The sequence below is a fragment of the Saccharopolyspora spinosa NRRL 18395 genome (assembly GCF_000194155.1).
In the GTDB taxonomy this organism is placed as follows: domain Bacteria; phylum Actinomycetota; class Actinomycetes; order Mycobacteriales; family Pseudonocardiaceae; genus Saccharopolyspora; species Saccharopolyspora spinosa.
Genome location: NZ_GL877879.1, coordinates 1123016 through 1138688 on the forward strand (window position 1 = coordinate 1123016; position 15673 = coordinate 1138688).

Annotated in this window: 16 protein-coding genes; 4 read left to right on the forward strand and 12 right to left on the reverse strand. The window is 67.7% G+C overall.

Features of this window, described 5'->3' with window-relative positions:
• Positions 1–7: 7 nt before the first annotated feature.
• The 7 genes from fxsA to SSPN_RS45495 form a co-directional block, all read right to left on the reverse strand.
• Positions 8–193 (reverse strand): FxSxx-COOH cyclophane-containing RiPP peptide, encoded by a 186-nt coding sequence (fxsA, locus tag SSPN_RS0124230; RefSeq protein WP_029535680.1) that lies wholly within the window; start codon positions 191–193, stop codon positions 8–10.
• Between the two features lie 92 nt (positions 194–285).
• Positions 286–1755 (reverse strand): chloride channel protein, encoded by a 1470-nt coding sequence (locus SSPN_RS45490; RefSeq protein WP_083822087.1) that lies wholly within the window; start codon positions 1753–1755, stop codon positions 286–288.
• Positions 1752–5201, reverse strand: a complete 3450-nt coding sequence (locus SSPN_RS0124240; protein WP_010310059.1) for a tetratricopeptide repeat protein — start codon at positions 5199–5201, stop codon at positions 1752–1754. Before SSPN_RS0124240 ends, SSPN_RS45490 begins: the two co-directional genes overlap by 4 nt.
• A complete protein-coding gene (locus SSPN_RS0124245; protein WP_202798906.1) occupies positions 5198–6223 on the reverse strand; it encodes an AAA family ATPase in 1026 nt (341 codons plus the stop codon). The genes SSPN_RS0124240 and SSPN_RS0124245 overlap by 4 nt, the downstream gene beginning before the upstream one ends.
• A gap of 106 nt (positions 6224–6329) precedes the next feature.
• On the reverse strand, positions 6330–8234 hold the full coding sequence (locus tag SSPN_RS0124250) for a VMAP-C domain-containing protein (protein ID WP_010310066.1): 1905 nt from the start codon (positions 8232–8234) through the stop codon (positions 6330–6332).
• Positions 8231–8596 (reverse strand): CU044_2847 family protein, encoded by a 366-nt coding sequence (locus tag SSPN_RS0124255; protein WP_010310068.1) that lies wholly within the window; start codon positions 8594–8596, stop codon positions 8231–8233. The genes SSPN_RS0124250 and SSPN_RS0124255 overlap by 4 nt, the downstream gene beginning before the upstream one ends.
• Before the next feature lie 750 nt (positions 8597–9346).
• On the reverse strand, positions 9347–9613 hold the full coding sequence (locus SSPN_RS45495; RefSeq protein ID WP_010310075.1) for a hypothetical protein: 267 nt from the start codon (positions 9611–9613) through the stop codon (positions 9347–9349).
• Between the two features lie 369 nt (positions 9614–9982).
• Here SSPN_RS45495 and SSPN_RS0124270 point away from each other — a divergent pair, with 369 nt between their 5' ends.
• Positions 9983–10384, forward strand: a complete 402-nt coding sequence (locus SSPN_RS0124270) for a hypothetical protein (protein ID WP_010310077.1) — start codon at positions 9983–9985, stop codon at positions 10382–10384.
• Between the two features lie 124 nt (positions 10385–10508).
• Here SSPN_RS0124270 and SSPN_RS58615 read toward each other — a convergent pair whose 3' ends face one another.
• The 4 genes from SSPN_RS58615 to SSPN_RS45505 all read right to left on the reverse strand — a co-directional run bounded on the left by SSPN_RS58615 (position 10509) and on the right by SSPN_RS45505 (position 13432).
• Positions 10509–10700 carry a hypothetical protein gene (locus SSPN_RS58615; protein ID WP_202798907.1) on the reverse strand — a complete coding sequence of 64 codons (192 nt, stop codon included), beginning with the start codon at positions 10698–10700 and terminating at the stop codon, positions 10509–10511.
• 279 nt (positions 10701–10979) lie between these two features.
• Complete coding sequence (locus tag SSPN_RS0124275) at positions 10980–12839, reverse strand: tyrosine-type recombinase/integrase (RefSeq protein WP_010310082.1); 1860 nt, start codon at positions 12837–12839, stop codon at positions 10980–10982.
• Between the two features lie 15 nt (positions 12840–12854).
• On the reverse strand, positions 12855–13148 hold the full coding sequence (locus tag SSPN_RS57815; RefSeq protein ID WP_010310083.1) for a hypothetical protein: 294 nt from the start codon (positions 13146–13148) through the stop codon (positions 12855–12857).
• Entirely contained in the window at positions 13148–13432 is a 285-nt protein-coding gene (locus tag SSPN_RS45505) for a hypothetical protein (protein WP_010310085.1), read from the reverse strand. Before SSPN_RS45505 ends, SSPN_RS57815 begins: the two co-directional genes overlap by 1 nt.
• A 129-nt stretch (positions 13433–13561) precedes the next feature.
• Between SSPN_RS45505 and SSPN_RS55310 the strand changes: the two genes are divergently transcribed.
• Complete coding sequence (locus SSPN_RS55310; protein WP_202798908.1) at positions 13562–13768, forward strand: hypothetical protein; 207 nt, start codon at positions 13562–13564, stop codon at positions 13766–13768.
• Positions 13769–14091: 323 nt separating this feature from the next.
• Here SSPN_RS55310 and SSPN_RS0124290 read toward each other — a convergent pair whose 3' ends face one another.
• Positions 14092–14295, reverse strand: coding sequence for a cold-shock protein (locus SSPN_RS0124290; protein ID WP_010310090.1), 204 nt, complete (start codon positions 14293–14295; stop codon positions 14092–14094).
• 70 nt (positions 14296–14365) lie between these two features.
• On the opposite strand from SSPN_RS0124290, the gene SSPN_RS58620 reads away from it, so the two are divergent.
• Both SSPN_RS58620 and SSPN_RS45510 read left to right on the forward strand, forming a co-directional pair.
• On the forward strand, positions 14366–14542 hold the full coding sequence (locus SSPN_RS58620; RefSeq protein WP_010310092.1) for a hypothetical protein: 177 nt from the start codon (positions 14366–14368) through the stop codon (positions 14540–14542).
• 390 nt (positions 14543–14932) lie between these two features.
• A partial coding sequence (locus SSPN_RS45510; protein WP_010310098.1) for an IS1634 family transposase occupies positions 14933–15673 on the forward strand: 741 nt, incomplete at its 3' end.

Below are 15673 nucleotides of genomic sequence, written 5' to 3' on the forward strand. Positions count from 1 at the left end.
GTGGGGTTCAGTTCGATGAAATCGAATTGTCGAACGCCGCGAGCAGTTGTGGGGCATCGTCCAACTCGCGCAACTTCCGACGGATGGCGTGGGACAGCACCGAATCGTCGAGCAACCGGAGGCGGTCGAGCGGCATCCCGGTCAGGTCGATGAGACCCGAATCCGGTTCCGACTCCGGTGCGTCGCCGTTCATGTGCCCATCGTACATGTCGCATTTCACCAGCGGGTTGATTTTGCCGTGCTGGGAGGGAAAACCGCATGCCGGAGCGGGCTTGGGGAGGCTCGCTAACCGGTGGGGGCATCCACGCGGGTGCGGGGCTGGCTTGGGTAGAGCGTTATGTTCCCCATGACGAGCGTTGCCGCCGTCACGGCGACCATCGTGGGGAACAGCGCATCGGCCGTGCCGGTGATTTCGGCGACCATCACCGTCAGCGCTATCGGAGAGTGGATGGCGGAACCGAGGCACGCGGCCATGCCGACGATGACGAACGGAACGGGATCGTCCACCGGAATCCCGGCCAGCACCAACAGCCGCCAGCAGGCGATGCCCATCGCCGCGCCGAGGACCATGCCGGGACCGAAAACACCGGCGGAGCCGCCGGATCCGACGGTTAGCGCCGTGCCCACGATCTTCGCGGCGGGCAGTGCCAGCAGCACCCAGAGGGAAGTGCTGAGCACCCACTCCTTGTCCAGCCCCAACTGCACCAGGCCGTAACTGGTGCCGAGCATCTCGGGAAGCAGCAACCCGAGCGCACCGACCGCCACGCCGCCGATCACCGGTTTGAGCACCGTAGGTATCTTCCGCCGCCGGTCGAAGAAGGCCTTGGTGCGGTGGAACGCCCAAACGTAGCAGCGGGCCGCCACGCCGGCCGCGACACCGAGGAGGAGGAACAGCGGGAACTGGGTGATGCCCGGCGGGTTCCCCGGTTGGTCGCCGAACATCGCCCCGAAACCGTAGACCGCACCGAACTCCAGGTACGCCACGATCGACGCGATCAGCGAGGGAAGGAGCATTTCCGCGGCCATGTCGCGGCGGTAGAGCATCTCGACACCGAGCAGCGCGCCCCCCAGCGGCGCCCGGAAAATCGCCCCGACGCCGGCGGCGAGCCCGGCCGCGACGGCGATCCTCGCCTCGGCAGGGGTGAACCGGAACGCGCGCGCCACCACGGACCCGAAAGCCGCGGATATCTGCGCGGCCGGGCCCTCCGTCCCGCCGGAGCCGCCCGTGCCGAGGGTGAGCGCCGAGGCCGCCATCTTCACCACGGTGACCCGGCCGCGCATGCCCTTGGGATCGTGGTGCAGCGCGTGGATCGCCGCGTCTGTGCCGTGGCCGCCCGCTTCCGGCGCCAACCAGCGGATAAGCAGGGCGCTAACCAGTGCGCCACCCGCCACCAGCAACGGTACGAGCCACGGCCGGCCGATGTCGCTGTAGTGCTGGACGGCACCGTCGCCCGCCACCGTCGCGGGGTGGAACTGGGCGAGTTGGCCGAGTGCGCCAACGGTGACGAGGTGGAGCAGGCCGTACAGCGCGATCGAGCCGAGTCCGGCAACCGCGCCGATCACGATGCTCACCGGCACCCACTTGATCAGGTAGGAGCGGTTCCAGACGGACCGCAGCCGTTGCGCCGCTCTGCGGGGCCGCGGCTCGAGCCGGTCGGGCATCGGGCTATTCGCTGGTTGTTGCGAGGTGTTCGCTTCGACGGCGTCGGGTGCGCTGGGGGCGGCGCCGGATTGCTTCTCCGGTACTGCGCTCATCGCCAATTCGCCAGCGTTGCCCGGGTCTCGATCGTGTCGGGATGGTCCGTCCCGAGCGTCCTGATCTGGGACTCCAGCACTTCGGTGAGCTCTTTTCTCGCTTCGGCCCGACGATTCAGGCCGGTCAGCGCCGAGGCGTGCTGGAAGCGCGCGGCGAGCGCGGCGGGATCATCGGGACCGAGGGTTCGGGTCAGCGCGGCTCGGGCGGCGGCCAGTTCGTGTTCTGCCTGAACGAGATGTCCGGCGCGCAGCAGCGTCGAGCCGAGATCGACGCGCGCCTTGAGGGTGCTGGGGTGGTCTTCCCCGAGAAGCCCCTCGTGGAGATCGATGGTCGTTCGAGTCTCGTCGCGAGCCTCGTCGAGTGGCAGCCCGGCGAGTATTCGAAGGCTGGTCAGCAGCAGCAAGCGGTGCAGGAATGCGGGGTCCTCGCGCGGGGAGAGTTCGGTCGCCTCGCGCAGCGCCGCGATCGCGGCACCGAGATCGACGTGGCCGGCCGAGTCTTCTGACCGCAACCGCAAGGACTCGCCGAGTTCGGTGAGATACCTGGCGCGGCAGGTCGGCTCGTCGGCGGGAGTGGCGTCGGCGGCCCGCCGGTAGGCGTCGATCGCCTCGACCAGATCGAGCGGGTCGCCCTCGTTGTCGAAGCGGGTCCGCGTGGCGATGCCCAACTGTTCGAGGTAGGCGGCGTGATCGGGGTGGTACGGCGGCGTGGTTTCGAGGGCCCGCCTGCTGGCGCGCACCGCCCTGTTCACGTCATCGGCGTCGCCGCTGCGCCCGAAACGGGTGAGCAGCAGCCGGGACATCGCGAACAGGCTTCCGGCGTGCGCGGGATCTCCGACGCGGCTCGTCTCGGCTGCGTAGGCGTTGAGCTCCACCGCTTCGTCCAGATCAGCGGTGTCGCCGGTGTGCAGGAAACGGGTTGCCGCAGCGCTCGACAAAGCGCTCAACGACTGGAGCCGGTCCGCACCCGGGGGCGCGATCGAGACCGCTTGGCGGTAGAGGTTCAGCGCCTCGTCGAGGTCGTGCTGCGAGCCGCGCATCTCGAAGCGGGTCCGCAGCAGATCGGCGAGGCCGACGAGGAAGCGCCACCGTTCGGCGTCATCGGTCGCCGCCGCCACAGCTTTTCGCTGCGCGTCGAGCGCCTCGCCCAGGTCGATGGGTGAGCGGAGGAAATCGAACCGCGTCCGGAGGGTTCCGGCAAGATCGGTCAGCAAACGTGGTTGTTCGCCGGAACTCGCGAAGGCCACTGCCTGCTGGTACATACTCACCGCCTCGTCGAGGTCACTCAGAGTACCGGTTCGATCGAATCGCAGTCGAAAGGCCCGTGCTAACGCGGTGTAACGTTCCTGTCTCGCTGGGTCTCCGGGCTCCGTGAGGTCGGACGCGCGGAGCAGCAGTCGCACCCCTTCGTTCAGGTCGATCGTGCTGCCCCTTCGATCAAATCGCGCGAGCCGCAGCTCGGCAAGGTCCACGCACAGGGACACTTCGCAGGCGAGATCCCGCCATTCGGCCGCAATGCTGAGCGCTTCCGCACCAATGGCGAGCGCTTCCTGCAGGTCGGCCTGCGCATCGGTTAGCGCATGACGGATGCGCAGCGTGCGGACCAGCCCGGCCAGCGGGCGCGGCTGCTGGCCGCCCACGGCCAGCGCTCGACGGTAGAGCCGGATCGCCTCCGCAACGGCTGCCAGCTCATTGCCGGAGCGCGGTTCTCCTTCGCCGTCACCCGAGAAATGCTTAGGTGCGGGCTGATCGTCCGGACCGTAAAGCTCGGCCCAGACGCTCGCGAGGAGCTGGTCCGCGGCCATGACGAGTTCTTCGGCGCGCTCCGGCAGGGGCGCGTTGTTCTGCAGCGACAGTTGTGGACCGTCCACTTCGAACAGTTCGACCAACTCCCGGAAGCGGCCACCCAGGCGGGCCAGCAGCGCCGCCGGGAGGGAGCCGAAAGCCGGCCCAGTGCCGATGGATCCGCCCTGCCCGGTCTCGGCCGGACCCGAGGTCGCCGCGCGGAACTCGCGGACGCTCAGCCCGAGTCGGTCGGCGAAGAAGCGGGACAGTTCCGAGCGCAGCCGCCGAGCATCGCTGCGGGCCAGATGCCCTGCGAGCTCCTCGCGCACGCCCTCGACGAACTCGTAACGGGTGTCCGCGCCGCCGGAAGCGGTGCGGAGCATGCCGCTGAGCAGGACCTCGGCCAGGTGGCTCGGCCGGGACGCCGGCAGCATGGTCCGCTGCACCAGCCGCATGATCGCAAGGTTGAGCGGGACCGCGGTGAGGTAGCTGGCGAGCCGGAACGCGTCGGCGGTGGCGCCGCCGCGGAACGCCTTGACGTGGTCGACCGGGCGGCGAGGCGCGAGCCGCGCCGGTTCGGCCGGCGTCGGCCCGGCGGCCGGGACGGTGAATGTCACGGCGCTGTCCATCGAGCCGCCGGTGTCCGAACCGACCAGGCCCGCCCAGGGACGGAGCCATTCGGGCTCGATCTGCAGGATCGGCACCGGCGTTCCGCTGGGATTCGGCTTGCGGCGGCGCTGGTGCGGAATGAACCGGAGGTGCGCGTTGTCCGCCCCCGCCCGGCTGGAGCTCAGGCGTCCGCCGACGGGGCGTAGTCCGGTGCGCTGCCACATGCGCTGGGGTAGCGGTTGCAGGATCGCCACGGGCATGGTTTGGGCCCAGCGGAACAGCAAATCGCTGGCGGCGCCGTTGTGCCACGGTGCACCAACGCAGTCGCTGACCACCAGGACGAGGCGGCGCCGGGTCGGGTCGATCAGCTCCGCCGGGGCACGTAGTCGCCGCGAGTGCGTGGTCCCACAACTCAGGCCCAGTCGCCCCGACGCCGCCGAGTGCAGCGACCAGGTCCGCACATCGCGGAACGCCCCGAGGTTCTGCAGCACCGCGCGCAGCTCCTTGACCAGCGGCTGCCACGGCTGCATCGACAGTTCGGCATCGACCACCAGCGCCACGTCCAGCCATCGGTCGGTGACCGGCCGCAGCTCCGGCAACCACGTGCCGTCCTCGGCGATGCGGCTCGCGGTCAACTCCTCGTCGAGGACGAGGCGGCGGGTGTCGGGCACCTGCCGCTTCAGGAATCGCAGAGCGCGCCCGAGCGTGAGCTTCCCGGGAAGCGCATCCGTCGCCGGCAGCATGATCGACTGTGCGCCCGTGCCGGTGGATCCGTTCTGCTGCGGCAAGTGCAACGGGTGCTGGTTCTGCGCCGGATGACTCGGGCGAGGATTCGGTGCGGGTGCGGCCGTCGGTTCGAACTCTTCGTCAGGAAGCTCGGAAATCGGGGCGACGTCCCCGGCGCGGTCGGTCCGCGGCGAGTCCTGCCCGGTGCTCTCGGTTTCGCCGCTCGGCGGGAGGTGCTGGGCAAGCCAAAGGGCCTCGGCCACCTCCCGAGGCTCTGCGGCGACACCGGCATCGGCCAGCGCGCTGACGAACCGAGCCAGGTTCATGCCCCGTCCGCGTCGCTTTCGATGTGTCGCAAGATCACGTCCGCGAGCTGTTCGCGCCCCATTCCGCTTTCGACCGCAGCCGCCGAGGTCAGGTAGATGGCGTTGAGCAGCTGGTCGGTGGCGAGGGCACCGCTGTTGCGGCGCGACACGAAGCGCTCGATCAGGTCCTCGCTCGCCGCGTGCGCGTCCGGCCCCAGGTGCGCCTCGACGATCTTGGCGAGCTGCTCGGGGTCCGGCTCGTGCAGGTCCAGTTGCAGGCAGCGGCGCAGGAACGCGGGCGGGAACTCGCGCTCGCCGTTGCTGGTTAGCACGATGAACGGGAAGGCGCGACAGCGGACCTGGCCGCCCCGGAGGCCGACCTGGCCGCCATCGGCGGTTCGCACCTCGACATCCGGCTGGGTCGCGGCCATCCGGCGCAGCTCGGGGATCGTGTACTCGCCCTCCTCGAAGATGTTGAGCAGGTCGTTGGGCAGGTCGATGTCGCTCTTGTCGATCTCGTCGATCAGCAGGACGCGCGGCTGCTCGTACGGCAAGAGCGCCGTGCCCAACGGGCCGAGGGTTAGGTAGTGGCCGATGTCGATCTCATCGGAGCCGACTGCCTGCGCGCTGAGGCTGGCTTCCCGCAACCGGCCGATCGCGTCGTAGTCGTACAGCCCCTGCTGGATGGTCGATCGGCTGGTGATGGGCCACCGGAGCACCGGGCCGAGCGCCAGTTCGTGGGCGACGGCGTAGGCGAGCGTCGACTTCCCGGTACCGGGCTTGCCCGTCACGAGCAACGGCCGTCGTAGGTACAGGGCGGCGTTGATCAGCTCCAGCTCCGGAGTGCGCGGCCGGTACGTCACCGCGCGGCGGTGGTCTCCGAGTCGGCGCGGCACGCCGGAATCGACGCCGTCGCGCGGCGCGACCGGGGGGCCACCGTCGAACACCCGCCACGGCGGGGGAACCGGCAGGCGGAGGATGCCGGCGTGCGGCGCTCCCACGCCCTGGTAGATCCACCAGTTCTCCACGTCGGTACCCCTCATGTCTGTCTTTGAACTGTTTTTTGATCTTTTGTTTTGAAGCAGCGAAGCCGCTTAGCCCGCTCTGGCAACGTGCGCCGCCACGCAAAAGGACTTCGGAGCCGGGTACTCATGCCAGTGGGACGAGCGATTGCAGGTACATTGCCTCCGGTCGCCGCCCGAGATCCCACAGCAGGACCACGTCGCGGCCGCAGTGCTCGGTGCCGACCTGCTGGGCGGCGGCGTTGCGCAGGTCCTTCACCACGCGCGGAAGTTGGGCCACGTTCACGCCGAGCAGCTTGCCGCTCAGTTCGTCGCGGAAGCGATCACCCGCGCACGGCTGCGTCGAGAAGTCCGCTAGGTCGTGGTCCTCGCATCGCGTGCGCCGCCACACCGCGACGCGGAGCCCGGCGAAGAGACCGGCTACCAGGGCCTCGTGGGGCAGGTCCGTTTCGGGCGGCCCAGGCAGGCCCAGCGCGGCGTGCCCGGTGGATTCCTCGAACCACGCGTACAGGATTTCCTGGTCCCGCTTGTCCTCGCAGTGGATCCAGTTCCACGGAACGGTGTCCTGGGTTGTCAGCCACTGCCAGCGCTCCTCGCCCCTCTTGCGGCTGTACGGGTCGTCGTCTTCGCTCAACGCGCGCACCACCACCGGATGGCGCCGGCCAAGCCTGGCGAACCGCCGGGTGGGCCAGATCTGCCACTCGTCGACGGGCTCGTTGAGCAACTGCCGCGGTAGCACGAACTCGACCAGGACGTCGGGCCCCCCATCCAGCAGGTTCAACGCTCCCGGCAACAGGTTCTTCAGCCCCGCCAACGCATCCGGCAAGGGCCGCGGGTCCTCGTCGGCGAAGAAGACCTCGAAGTCCTCGTCGCGCCGGTAGAGCCAGATCGTGAGCAAGTAACGGTCCTGGTCGTGCGCGCTCGCCTCGACCTTGGCGATGACCGCCATCGGTTTCTCGTGCGGCACAACGCGGTCCGGCGGATCGTACTGGCCGAGTTCCGCTCGCTGGCCGAGCCGCGTGGCGACCCGCCGCGCCCAGCCGTCGAGTCCGCCGGCGACGTCAGGTTGGTGGCATCGGCGCGCGGTGAGCTCGGCGAACGCCAGCAGGGGATGCAGCGCGCCTCTCGCGGCCGCCGCGATGTCGTCCAGAGCGCCTACGACGTCGCGCCAGTCGAGCAGCGGCCTCTCCAGGCGCGGCGCGGCCGGGCCGCAGGCGAGCCGGTACACCTCGTTCAAGTCGCCTGCCACCGGCAGATCCGCGAGCAGGCTGCGGAGTTCGCTGATCTCGGTGGGGCGCAGCACCGGCTGGAGTTTCTTGGGGTCGACGATTTCCTCCAGCGCAAGACCGTTCGAGCGCCGGTCGGACATCCGGTCGAGCAGACCCGGCCAGGGGCCACTCGAAGCGTGGTAGCGGTCGTGCCCCCGCCACAGTTCGCGCAGCAGATCGGGCGGCAGCTCGCGAAGCGCGCGGACGGGAACGGCGACACCCCCGTGCGGTGCGTTGCGCGCTCGGGCCGTCTTCACCACGCCGCACACGGCACCCGTCGTCAGGTCGAGAACGGGACCGCCGGACATGCCATCGGGAAGCTCATCGCCGCTGATCCTCAGCAACGAAACGTCGCCGAGCTCGATGAGGCCGGGCGATGTGAGCGCGGCCGGGCGTCGTTCTTCCCGCGGGCCGTACAACCTGGCGTGTCCCGAGGCGAACAGGTCCGCGTCGTAGTCGGGCACGTTCTCGTCGAGCCACACGCACGGACTGTCGACCGGAACCTGCACGACCGCCAGGTCGGGGTGCGGCCAGACCTGCTGCGTCCGGTCAGCCCGAGGCCCGGACCAGACCACCGAACCGCTGTGGTCGTCGCCGTTCCAGGTGACAGCCACCTGCCGTCCGACCTGGCCGTCGACCACGTGCGCGCAGGTCAGGACGTACCCGGGCGCGACGAAGAAGCCACTGCCGCCGCGCAATCCGGTGCCGGACAACCGCACCACGCAGCCCTGCAAGTGCTCTTTCAGGTCGGCGGCAATGCTCATGGTTTGGCCGAATCAGACGCGGTCGGGTTCCCGTCGGTAGCCTCGTCCCGCCTTCCCTTCCAGGCCAAGGTGACGGTCAGGGTGGCCTTGCTGCCCGCCTCGGCGAGCACGCTCACGATCTTGCCGGTCTTGCCGGAAACCTCGATCCCGAACTGGACCGTGACATCGTCGGGCTGAACGTGGCGCAAGCCCTTGCGGATGGTCGAGGCCACCCCGCTCACGGTCTCGGTGAGCCCCTCCAGGTCGCGGATCCCGCCCCCGTCGGCGAAGCCGACGTCGACCGGCCCCGCTTCGTCGTCGACGGCCACCCGCGCCCACACCACTTCGCCGCTGGGCAGCCGGACCTGCACGACTTCGGACACTTGGCGCTCCCCTCAGCCCCATGATCACTGCCGCTCCACGGTACCGAACCGAAGTGATCCGCAGCACCGAAATGAACACAGCGACCCGTCGCCTACGTAAGAACCCCCGAGATGCAGGCGAAGCCCGGACGGAAGGCCGAGGCAGACATCGATCCCTTCCCGGACCACGGAGCTCGAACCCCATTGCGGCCGCCGGGACACGACACAGCGGACCGTCCCGCCCGGGTGTCGCAGGACTGTGTTGCCTACACCTGGCAGGTTAGCGCGGTGGCGAACCTGACCAGAACAACATCATCCCGGGCCGGGCACAGAAAGGTCGACCTGGCCATCGGTGAGCACGTTCGTTGCAGCCGTTCGCGGGCGTCGGTGTCGTGTCCCGTACCTGTCGCCGACGCCTGTAGTCGGCCCATCAGGCGGGTTTTGGGTCGAGTTGGTTCGTGATGGTGCGGGTGTCGTTGATGGTTTCGAGGTTGAGCAAGGCATCCACGACGTGGTCGATGGGCGGCTCCATGCATGCACGGTAGTCGCGCGGGTGGTCGCCTGCGCCTGGACAACACAGTGGTGGATCCGGACTTACGTGGCCGTCCCAGCGGAATTGGCTGCTGACGACGGCCACACCTCATCACAGCGGTGCGATCCCGGGACCAGGATGGAAGTGGGTCGGTTGTGCGCGTGACAGCGCGTTGGGGACACACCAGACACGTCGTCGACCGGATGGATGTCCTGGCCCACGTGGGATCAGCGCGGTTCTCAGAAGAACCGGATCTGCTGCAGTTCGGAATCCGCTGACTCGCGCAGGTGCACCGAGCCGCCTTTGGCAATGGTCTTCTCCACGAACGCGTAAAGCTGCAACGCGCGGTTGATCGTGTCGGTCTTGCTGTCGCCGGTGATCTCGGCGACTTCTCCCAATGCCTGGAGGGCGCGAGGGGTCAAGTTCACCGTGACCTTTGCCAACGAGCCGTGCCCGCGGCCGGCGGTCTGTCCACGATCAGCAGAGACCGCCCCTCTGGTAGCCATGACCGTTCCTCCCGTTAGGCATCAAAGGTGCCTTGTCCCGTTGCGCGGCAAGACAGTGCTCTGGGCATGTTTGTGCTGCTCAATCGCAGGAACGAGCGACGATCCTGCTACTTGGTGTCTGATTCTCTGGGCTCAAGACTGGCATAGAAGACCCACGACGTCAAGTCATTGACCATGCGATATCTGACGAAAGGATGTCGACAGCAGTCATGATCGCCGCGAGAAGCATGTGAAACCCAGCAGAAAACCAGTTCTTATACGCGCGATCTCTCCCGCAACTTGTGATCTTGCGCTACCTTGATCGCGGGGACACATCAACAACGCCGGAGGAAACCTCCGACCGGATGAAGATGGAAGAAAGGTCGCGTGATGAACGAACTGAACTTGTCGCACGAGCAGCCCACCGGCCGCGCGGACTTCGAGGTGAGCAGCACGGAACTCGAAGTGCGTGCGCCGGGACTGCGCGTGAGATCGCTGTCTAAGGCCCCGGCGCGAGCGCCGGGATCCATCGCCTCGGCGGTGCTGCTCCTGGCCTTAGCAGGCTGTATCCCCGCCGCAGGCATCGCCATGCTCGGCTGGTATATCGCCGCGGAGCCGACGATCCTGCTGATCGTGGACGCCGCAGTCTTCCTCCTCACCTTCGGCTCCGGACTCGGTCTGCTGATCTCGACGATCCGCACGAGGAAGACACGCAACGCTGATCGCCATTCCGGCGATGACCCCGGCGATGACCCCGGCGGCGACTCCCACCACCTGCGAATCGCCGCCTAGCACCACACCCCCGCATCCCCTTACTAAGCACCGCCCTGGCCGCACCGTTGAAACCGTGCGGCCAGGGCGGTCATCGTTTCGGCCGTGTACAGCCGCTCCTTGGCTACCTTGCGGCTCACTGTAGCTACGGGGAGAAGGAGCGCCTGACCTTTGTTCGTGGCTGGCTGCTCGGGTCGCCATGACAGACCAGCTTGCGGCCGACGGTCAGCGTCGAGGTGTTGGCGCCGCCCTCGGCGGCGTGAGTCAGCGCGGAATGCCGTAGTTGGTGCAGCGCCCACGGCCCGCCAGGCAGCTTGGCCGTGGTCTGCTCAAACACCTCGGCCGGCACCTACGGCAGCCCGAGGATCACCCGAGACCTACCGGAAATCGGCTGGAGGATCCCGGAGAACACCGTCGCGGCACGGATGGCTGGACTCGGCCTGGCCGCACGACCGCCGAAACGACGCCGGTCGCTGACCCGGCAGGGCAAGCGGGCAGTGGCCCGAGACCTGGTCAGACGGAACTTCATCGCCGTAGCGCCGGATGTCCTGTGGTGCGGGGACATCACGCAGATCGACACCGACGAGGGACCGCTGTACCTCGCGATTCTGTGGAATCAGAATTGTCCCATTTGTGCATGTTTGCCGTGGCTGACGTCGGCGATCGGTAGCAGCGTGGCGGATGGGGGAACGCCGATCTCGCGTGGGGTGGGGCCCGCTGGGGTGGGGATGTCGGTGAGTTTCTCGAGGAGGTCGTCGAGCGCGGCTTGGCCGGCGTCAACGGCGGTGCGTTCGTCGTCGGTGAGCGGGATGCTGGCGAGCATGCGTTGGAGATTTTCCTTGGCCTCCAACAGTTGTGCTTTGGTGGAGTCTTTGGGGGTGTAGAAGTCGCAGCGGGCGCAGGCCATCCGATGTGGACATTGCTCGAAGAAGGTGTAGGTGCAGTAGCCATGGCCGAGGTCGTAGTGTTGCCAGGGCTGTCCGGTTGAGGCGGCTCCGGAGGTGACGGCGGCGCGGTCAAGGAGCACCTCGATGGTGCGGACGTTGCGGGCGAAGTAGCCGGCCTCGGTGTAGGCCGTGGACAGGGTGTTCGGGGTGATCTTCGCGTAGTGCTGGGTGCTGGCGGGATCCTTGTGGCCGAGCCAGGCTTGCAGCTCGAACAGCGTCATAGGTTCTTTGGCGTTGTAGAGCTGGCTGGCGATCGTGGAGCGGGCGCGGTGGCTGGTGATGTTGCCGCGGACATCCGCGGTGGGGACACCGGCTTTGCCGCAAAGTGCCGGAATGATGGTGTGGTTGATGTAGTCCTTGGCGATCGGCTGCGCGCGGATGGAGAACAGCAGGTCAACGTGCTCGCCGGTCTTGCGGTCCAGGCGGTGGGGCTGTGCGGGCCGTTTGGCCTGCCAGGCTTCGATGGCTTGGCCGATGATTGGGTCGACGGGCTTGGTGAAGGCGGTGCCGGTCTTGTGGACGGGGACGTCGAGCAGGCAGACGGCGTTGCAGGCGAGGACGTCGGCCGAGTTGGCGGTGATGGGTTGTCCGTCGTGCTGCCAGCGGATGCAGCCGACGCGTAGCCGGGAGAGTTCGTCGCTGCGTAGCCCGGAGAACAGCCAGGTCAGGGTGATGGCGCGGATCAGGTCCATGGGGTAGTAGGCGTCGGCGGAGTTGCCAGGCAGGTCCGCTGGCTGCAGGTTCAGCCCGGCCCAGAGCAGCTTGGCCCAGACCTCGTCGGCGATCACGCGGGGGTTGGTGCCGATCAGGGAGGCGACGCTGCGCGGGACGGCGAGCGCCCGGGCGGGGTCGAACCGGCGGGGGAACCAGTCCCATTCCTGGCAGTCGCGGAAGAACATCCGGGTGGCCATGAGGATGTGGGCCTTGGTGCGTGGGGAGATCGGTGTTCCGGCGCGGGCGTGGATGTGGTCGCGGCGTTGGACGTAGTCGCCGACGGCCATGCGGTCGACGGCGGCGACCCAGGCCGCGCAGGTCTTCCTGGTCCACTGCCCGGGCTCAGTGGTCTCCGGGTGTTCGGTGGCCAGCCACCGGCCGACCTTAGCCAGGATCGTGCGGCCGGTGGCGCGGACTCGTGGGGTCAGCGGCGAGGTGGCGTGCCAGCGTTCGACCCATGCCGCCCAGGCCGGATCGGTGCCCTCGATCCCGGGAGCGTGGTTGTAGCCGGAGCGGACCGGTGGGTCGCAGTGGCCCAGCGCGGCGACCGCGCGCTGCAGCGCATAGAGCATCTCGGAGTAGCGCCCGCTGTTGGCCGGGTGGGCGCGCAGCGCGGTGAACGCCTCGGTCGTCAGGTCTTCCAGTCGTGGGCTGCGGTTGATCAGCAGGGCTTGGCTAAAGATGCCGCGCAGCCGGTGCTTGACGCGTAGCGGGCCACGGTAGCCCCACTGATCGAGAATGCCGGCGGCCTGGCTGATCGCGGCCTCGACGATGTCGTCGCCGAAATCACTCCCCCACCCCCCGCCTACGATCACTGACCGTATTCAGACTTACTCGTCTAGCTCGTCGCGCACCGCCGTAGCGAAGGCATCGAAGCCCATATCCACGATCCGGGCCGGTTCCGTGGACACCGCCAGGGCCGCCCGCCAGGTGATCGCCTCCAGCGGATCACCAGCGGTGGCCAGTACCGCCGGCCACGCGCATTCCAGCAGGTCACGCAGGCGCTGGCAGGCAACGTCGACTGGGTCGAGTCCGCCCGTCCAATCAGGGCCGAGGATTGCGGCCATGTCATCGAGGCTGAGGCGCGGTCGGGTCGACGGGCGTTCGCCGGTGAGCAGCGCCACTAGGTCGGCGAGGGTGCAGGTGACCCACTGCTGTCCGGGTCGGCGCCCCAGTGTCGATTGTGGACGATGACGACGGCGGCTACGGCGTCGTCTTTGCCACGCTCAGTCTCGGCTTCGGCGGCCCATCCGGTGAGCTGCACACGGGCGCTGTCCTTGGCGCCGTTGCTCGGGCGGCGGTCGATCCGGTCGTCGACGTGGGCGGTGAGAAAGTCGGTGATGGCGCGTTCGAAGCGGGTGCCGGCCGCCCGCGCCGACCTTCGGGTGCGCTTGCGGGCGGCGGTCATCGGGCATCAGCCCTGCGTTTGCCGAGTATCTCATTCAGGCAGGCGAGAGCGGTTTCCACGGCGTCGGCCGTGGCCGCTTGAGTCGACGCTCTCACGCGGCTGACGGTCGGCGCGGCATGATGATCAACCGTGCTGTTGCGACTGGCCTACCTCGGCGTGACGAATGCCTACAACCTGCTCCTACGCAGCCTGCGCGCCCTAATTAGGCGAACACGGATTCGCTCTCCTGGTCGGACGCTGGCGCGCCCTACGGCACATCGCCGCCAGCCCCCGCAAAACGGCGACATCGTCCAAGCCGCACTCGCCCTCACCCACCACGAACACGGCTACATATAACCCCCACTGAGATCACCTCACTGAGCAAGATCGTCGGCGGCAGCTATCCAGAACCCATCCTTTATGAGCCCAAGCCCCTGCGAGAGGGCCATCGCGTACCCAACCCTGGTGAAGAGAACGTCCTGGTCAGGCACGGTTCCGCTCCCCCACCGTAATGTTCAACCTCCGGTGGTTCTGCCGCCGTAACTACCGGCCCCCTGTGATTCGGAATGTCCGTCTAGATCAAGGCTCGCACGACCGAGGCTCCGCAGCTGCACGGCAACACCGACGAAACGTGCCCGTGCCCGTCGATGACGGGCACGGGCACGCCGGTGCTTCAGCACTCAGATGACGCGCACGCCCTGGGCCTGCGGTCCCTTCTGTCCCTGGCCGATCTCGAACTCGACCCGCTGGCCTTCGTCGAGGGATTTGAAGCCGCTGCCCTGGATCTCCGAAAAGTGAACGAAGACGTCAGGTCCGCCGCCATCCTGGGCGATGAACCCGAAGCCCTTCTCGCCGTTGAACCACTTCACGCTGCCTTGCGCCATGCCGAACTCTCCTAGTGGTGCCGTTTCCGCCTCACGGTGAGGTCAGCCGACTACCGATTGGACAGATTACATGGAGCACAACCCGTCTGGCATCGTGTTCACCTTGCTGGCCGCCCTGCCCGGAATGGAGCGCGCGTACACCTGCGACCGCACCCTGGAGGGCCAGGGTTCCGGTGGCAGTAGACCGGAGAACACCGGCAAGGCGTCCAGTTTGCTGAACACCTTGGCTGGCACGCTGTTCGGGTGACGATCAGTGAACGGATCGAGGGAGAAGCCGTCGTGAACGGCGGGTGCTGGCGCGGGTAAAGGCATGTCCCACGCCTCGCAGGCTCTTTCCGGAACTCGGCCTGGCAGGCCGAAGTACTCCCACACCGCGGTCCAAAAGAGGTCTGGCTGGTCTACCGACCACTTCCAGAGGCTGTCGTAGGACGCCGTGTCGATGCCGTGCCGCTCGCTCACGCACCGCGCGAAGGCGGTGATCCTTCTGGTCTCGGCAGCTTCGCGTGATGGTGTTCACAGGGCGTCGGGCGTAGTGCCAGGTAGGTCGGCTAGCCCCGTCATCCGCACATGGGCATAGGTGAGTTGATCGGCCGGGCCTGTGTCTTCCCGTTCAAGGGCTCTGACAGGGTGTTCGGTCGTGGATCAACGTGAACGGCGACGGGCCCGGTACGTCGGTGCGAGCATCGAGAAGCAGCTGGGCGCGTTGCCCGTGATCGCTGATTACTGTCACCGTCTGGACCTGGCCGACATTATCGATCGGGCCTGCCCGATACGGGATCTTGCCCATCTGACCCACGGGCAGGTGATCGAAGCACTGGTCGCCAACCGGTTGACCTCACCGGCACCGCTGGTCCGGGTGACCGAGTGGGCACGCGAACACGCAGTGGAAGAAGTCTTCGGCGCTGACCCCGAACTGCTCAACGACGACCGGATCGGCCGCGCGCTGGACGCGATCGCTCCCGAGCTCGACCGGATCGTGGGATCCGTTGGAGCGCAAGCGATCTCCGTGTTCGGTTTGGACACTTCCCGGCTTCATTGGGACATGACGTCGATCTCGCTGTACGGGGCCTACGAGCAGATCGACGCCGACCACCCGGCGCCGAAGTTCGGGCATCCCAAAGACCGCCGCCTCGACCTGAAACAGATCCAGGCCGGGCTGGCGGCCACCGGCGACGGCGGCGTGCCGGTCTTCCACCGAGCCTACGACGGCGGAGCCGGGGAAGTGGCCCAGGTAGTGGGCGCTATGACCGAACTGCAAAAAATGGCCAAGCCCCAGGAGTTCCTGCTGATCGGGGACTCTAAACTGGTGTCCTACACCAATGTCTCGGCGATGATCGATGCCGGTGTCGGGTTCATCGCCCCCGCCTCGAAGGCGTAC

Bases quoted from the DNA above. Each gene is read 5' to 3' on its own strand.
- fxsA (WP_029535680.1), bottom strand. From the start codon at position 193: ATGAACGGCGACGCACCGGAGTCGGAACCGGATTCGGGTCTCATCGAC.
- SSPN_RS45490 (WP_083822087.1), bottom strand. From the start codon at position 1,755: ATGAGCGCAGTACCGGAGAAGCAATCCGGCGCCGCCCCCAGCGCACCC.
- SSPN_RS0124240 (WP_010310059.1), bottom strand. From the start codon at position 5,201: ATGAACCTGGCTCGGTTCGTCAGCGCGCTGGCCGATGCCGGTGTCGCC.
- SSPN_RS0124245 (WP_202798906.1), bottom strand. From the start codon at position 6,223: ATGAGGGGTACCGACGTGGAGAACTGGTGGATCTACCAGGGCGTGGGA.
- SSPN_RS0124250 (WP_010310066.1), bottom strand. From the start codon at position 8,234: ATGAGCATTGCCGCCGACCTGAAAGAGCACTTGCAGGGCTGCGTGGTG.
- SSPN_RS45495 (WP_010310075.1), bottom strand. From the start codon at position 9,613: ATGGCTACCAGAGGGGCGGTCTCTGCTGATCGTGGACAGACCGCCGGC.
- SSPN_RS0124270 (WP_010310077.1), top strand. From the start codon at position 9,983: ATGAACGAACTGAACTTGTCGCACGAGCAGCCCACCGGCCGCGCGGAC.
- SSPN_RS45505 (WP_010310085.1), bottom strand. From the start codon at position 13,432: ATGACCGCCGCCCGCAAGCGCACCCGAAGGTCGGCGCGGGCGGCCGGC.
- SSPN_RS0124290 (WP_010310090.1), bottom strand. From the start codon at position 14,295: ATGGCGCAAGGCAGCGTGAAGTGGTTCAACGGCGAGAAGGGCTTCGGG.
- SSPN_RS58620 (WP_010310092.1), top strand. From the start codon at position 14,366: ATGGAGCACAACCCGTCTGGCATCGTGTTCACCTTGCTGGCCGCCCTG.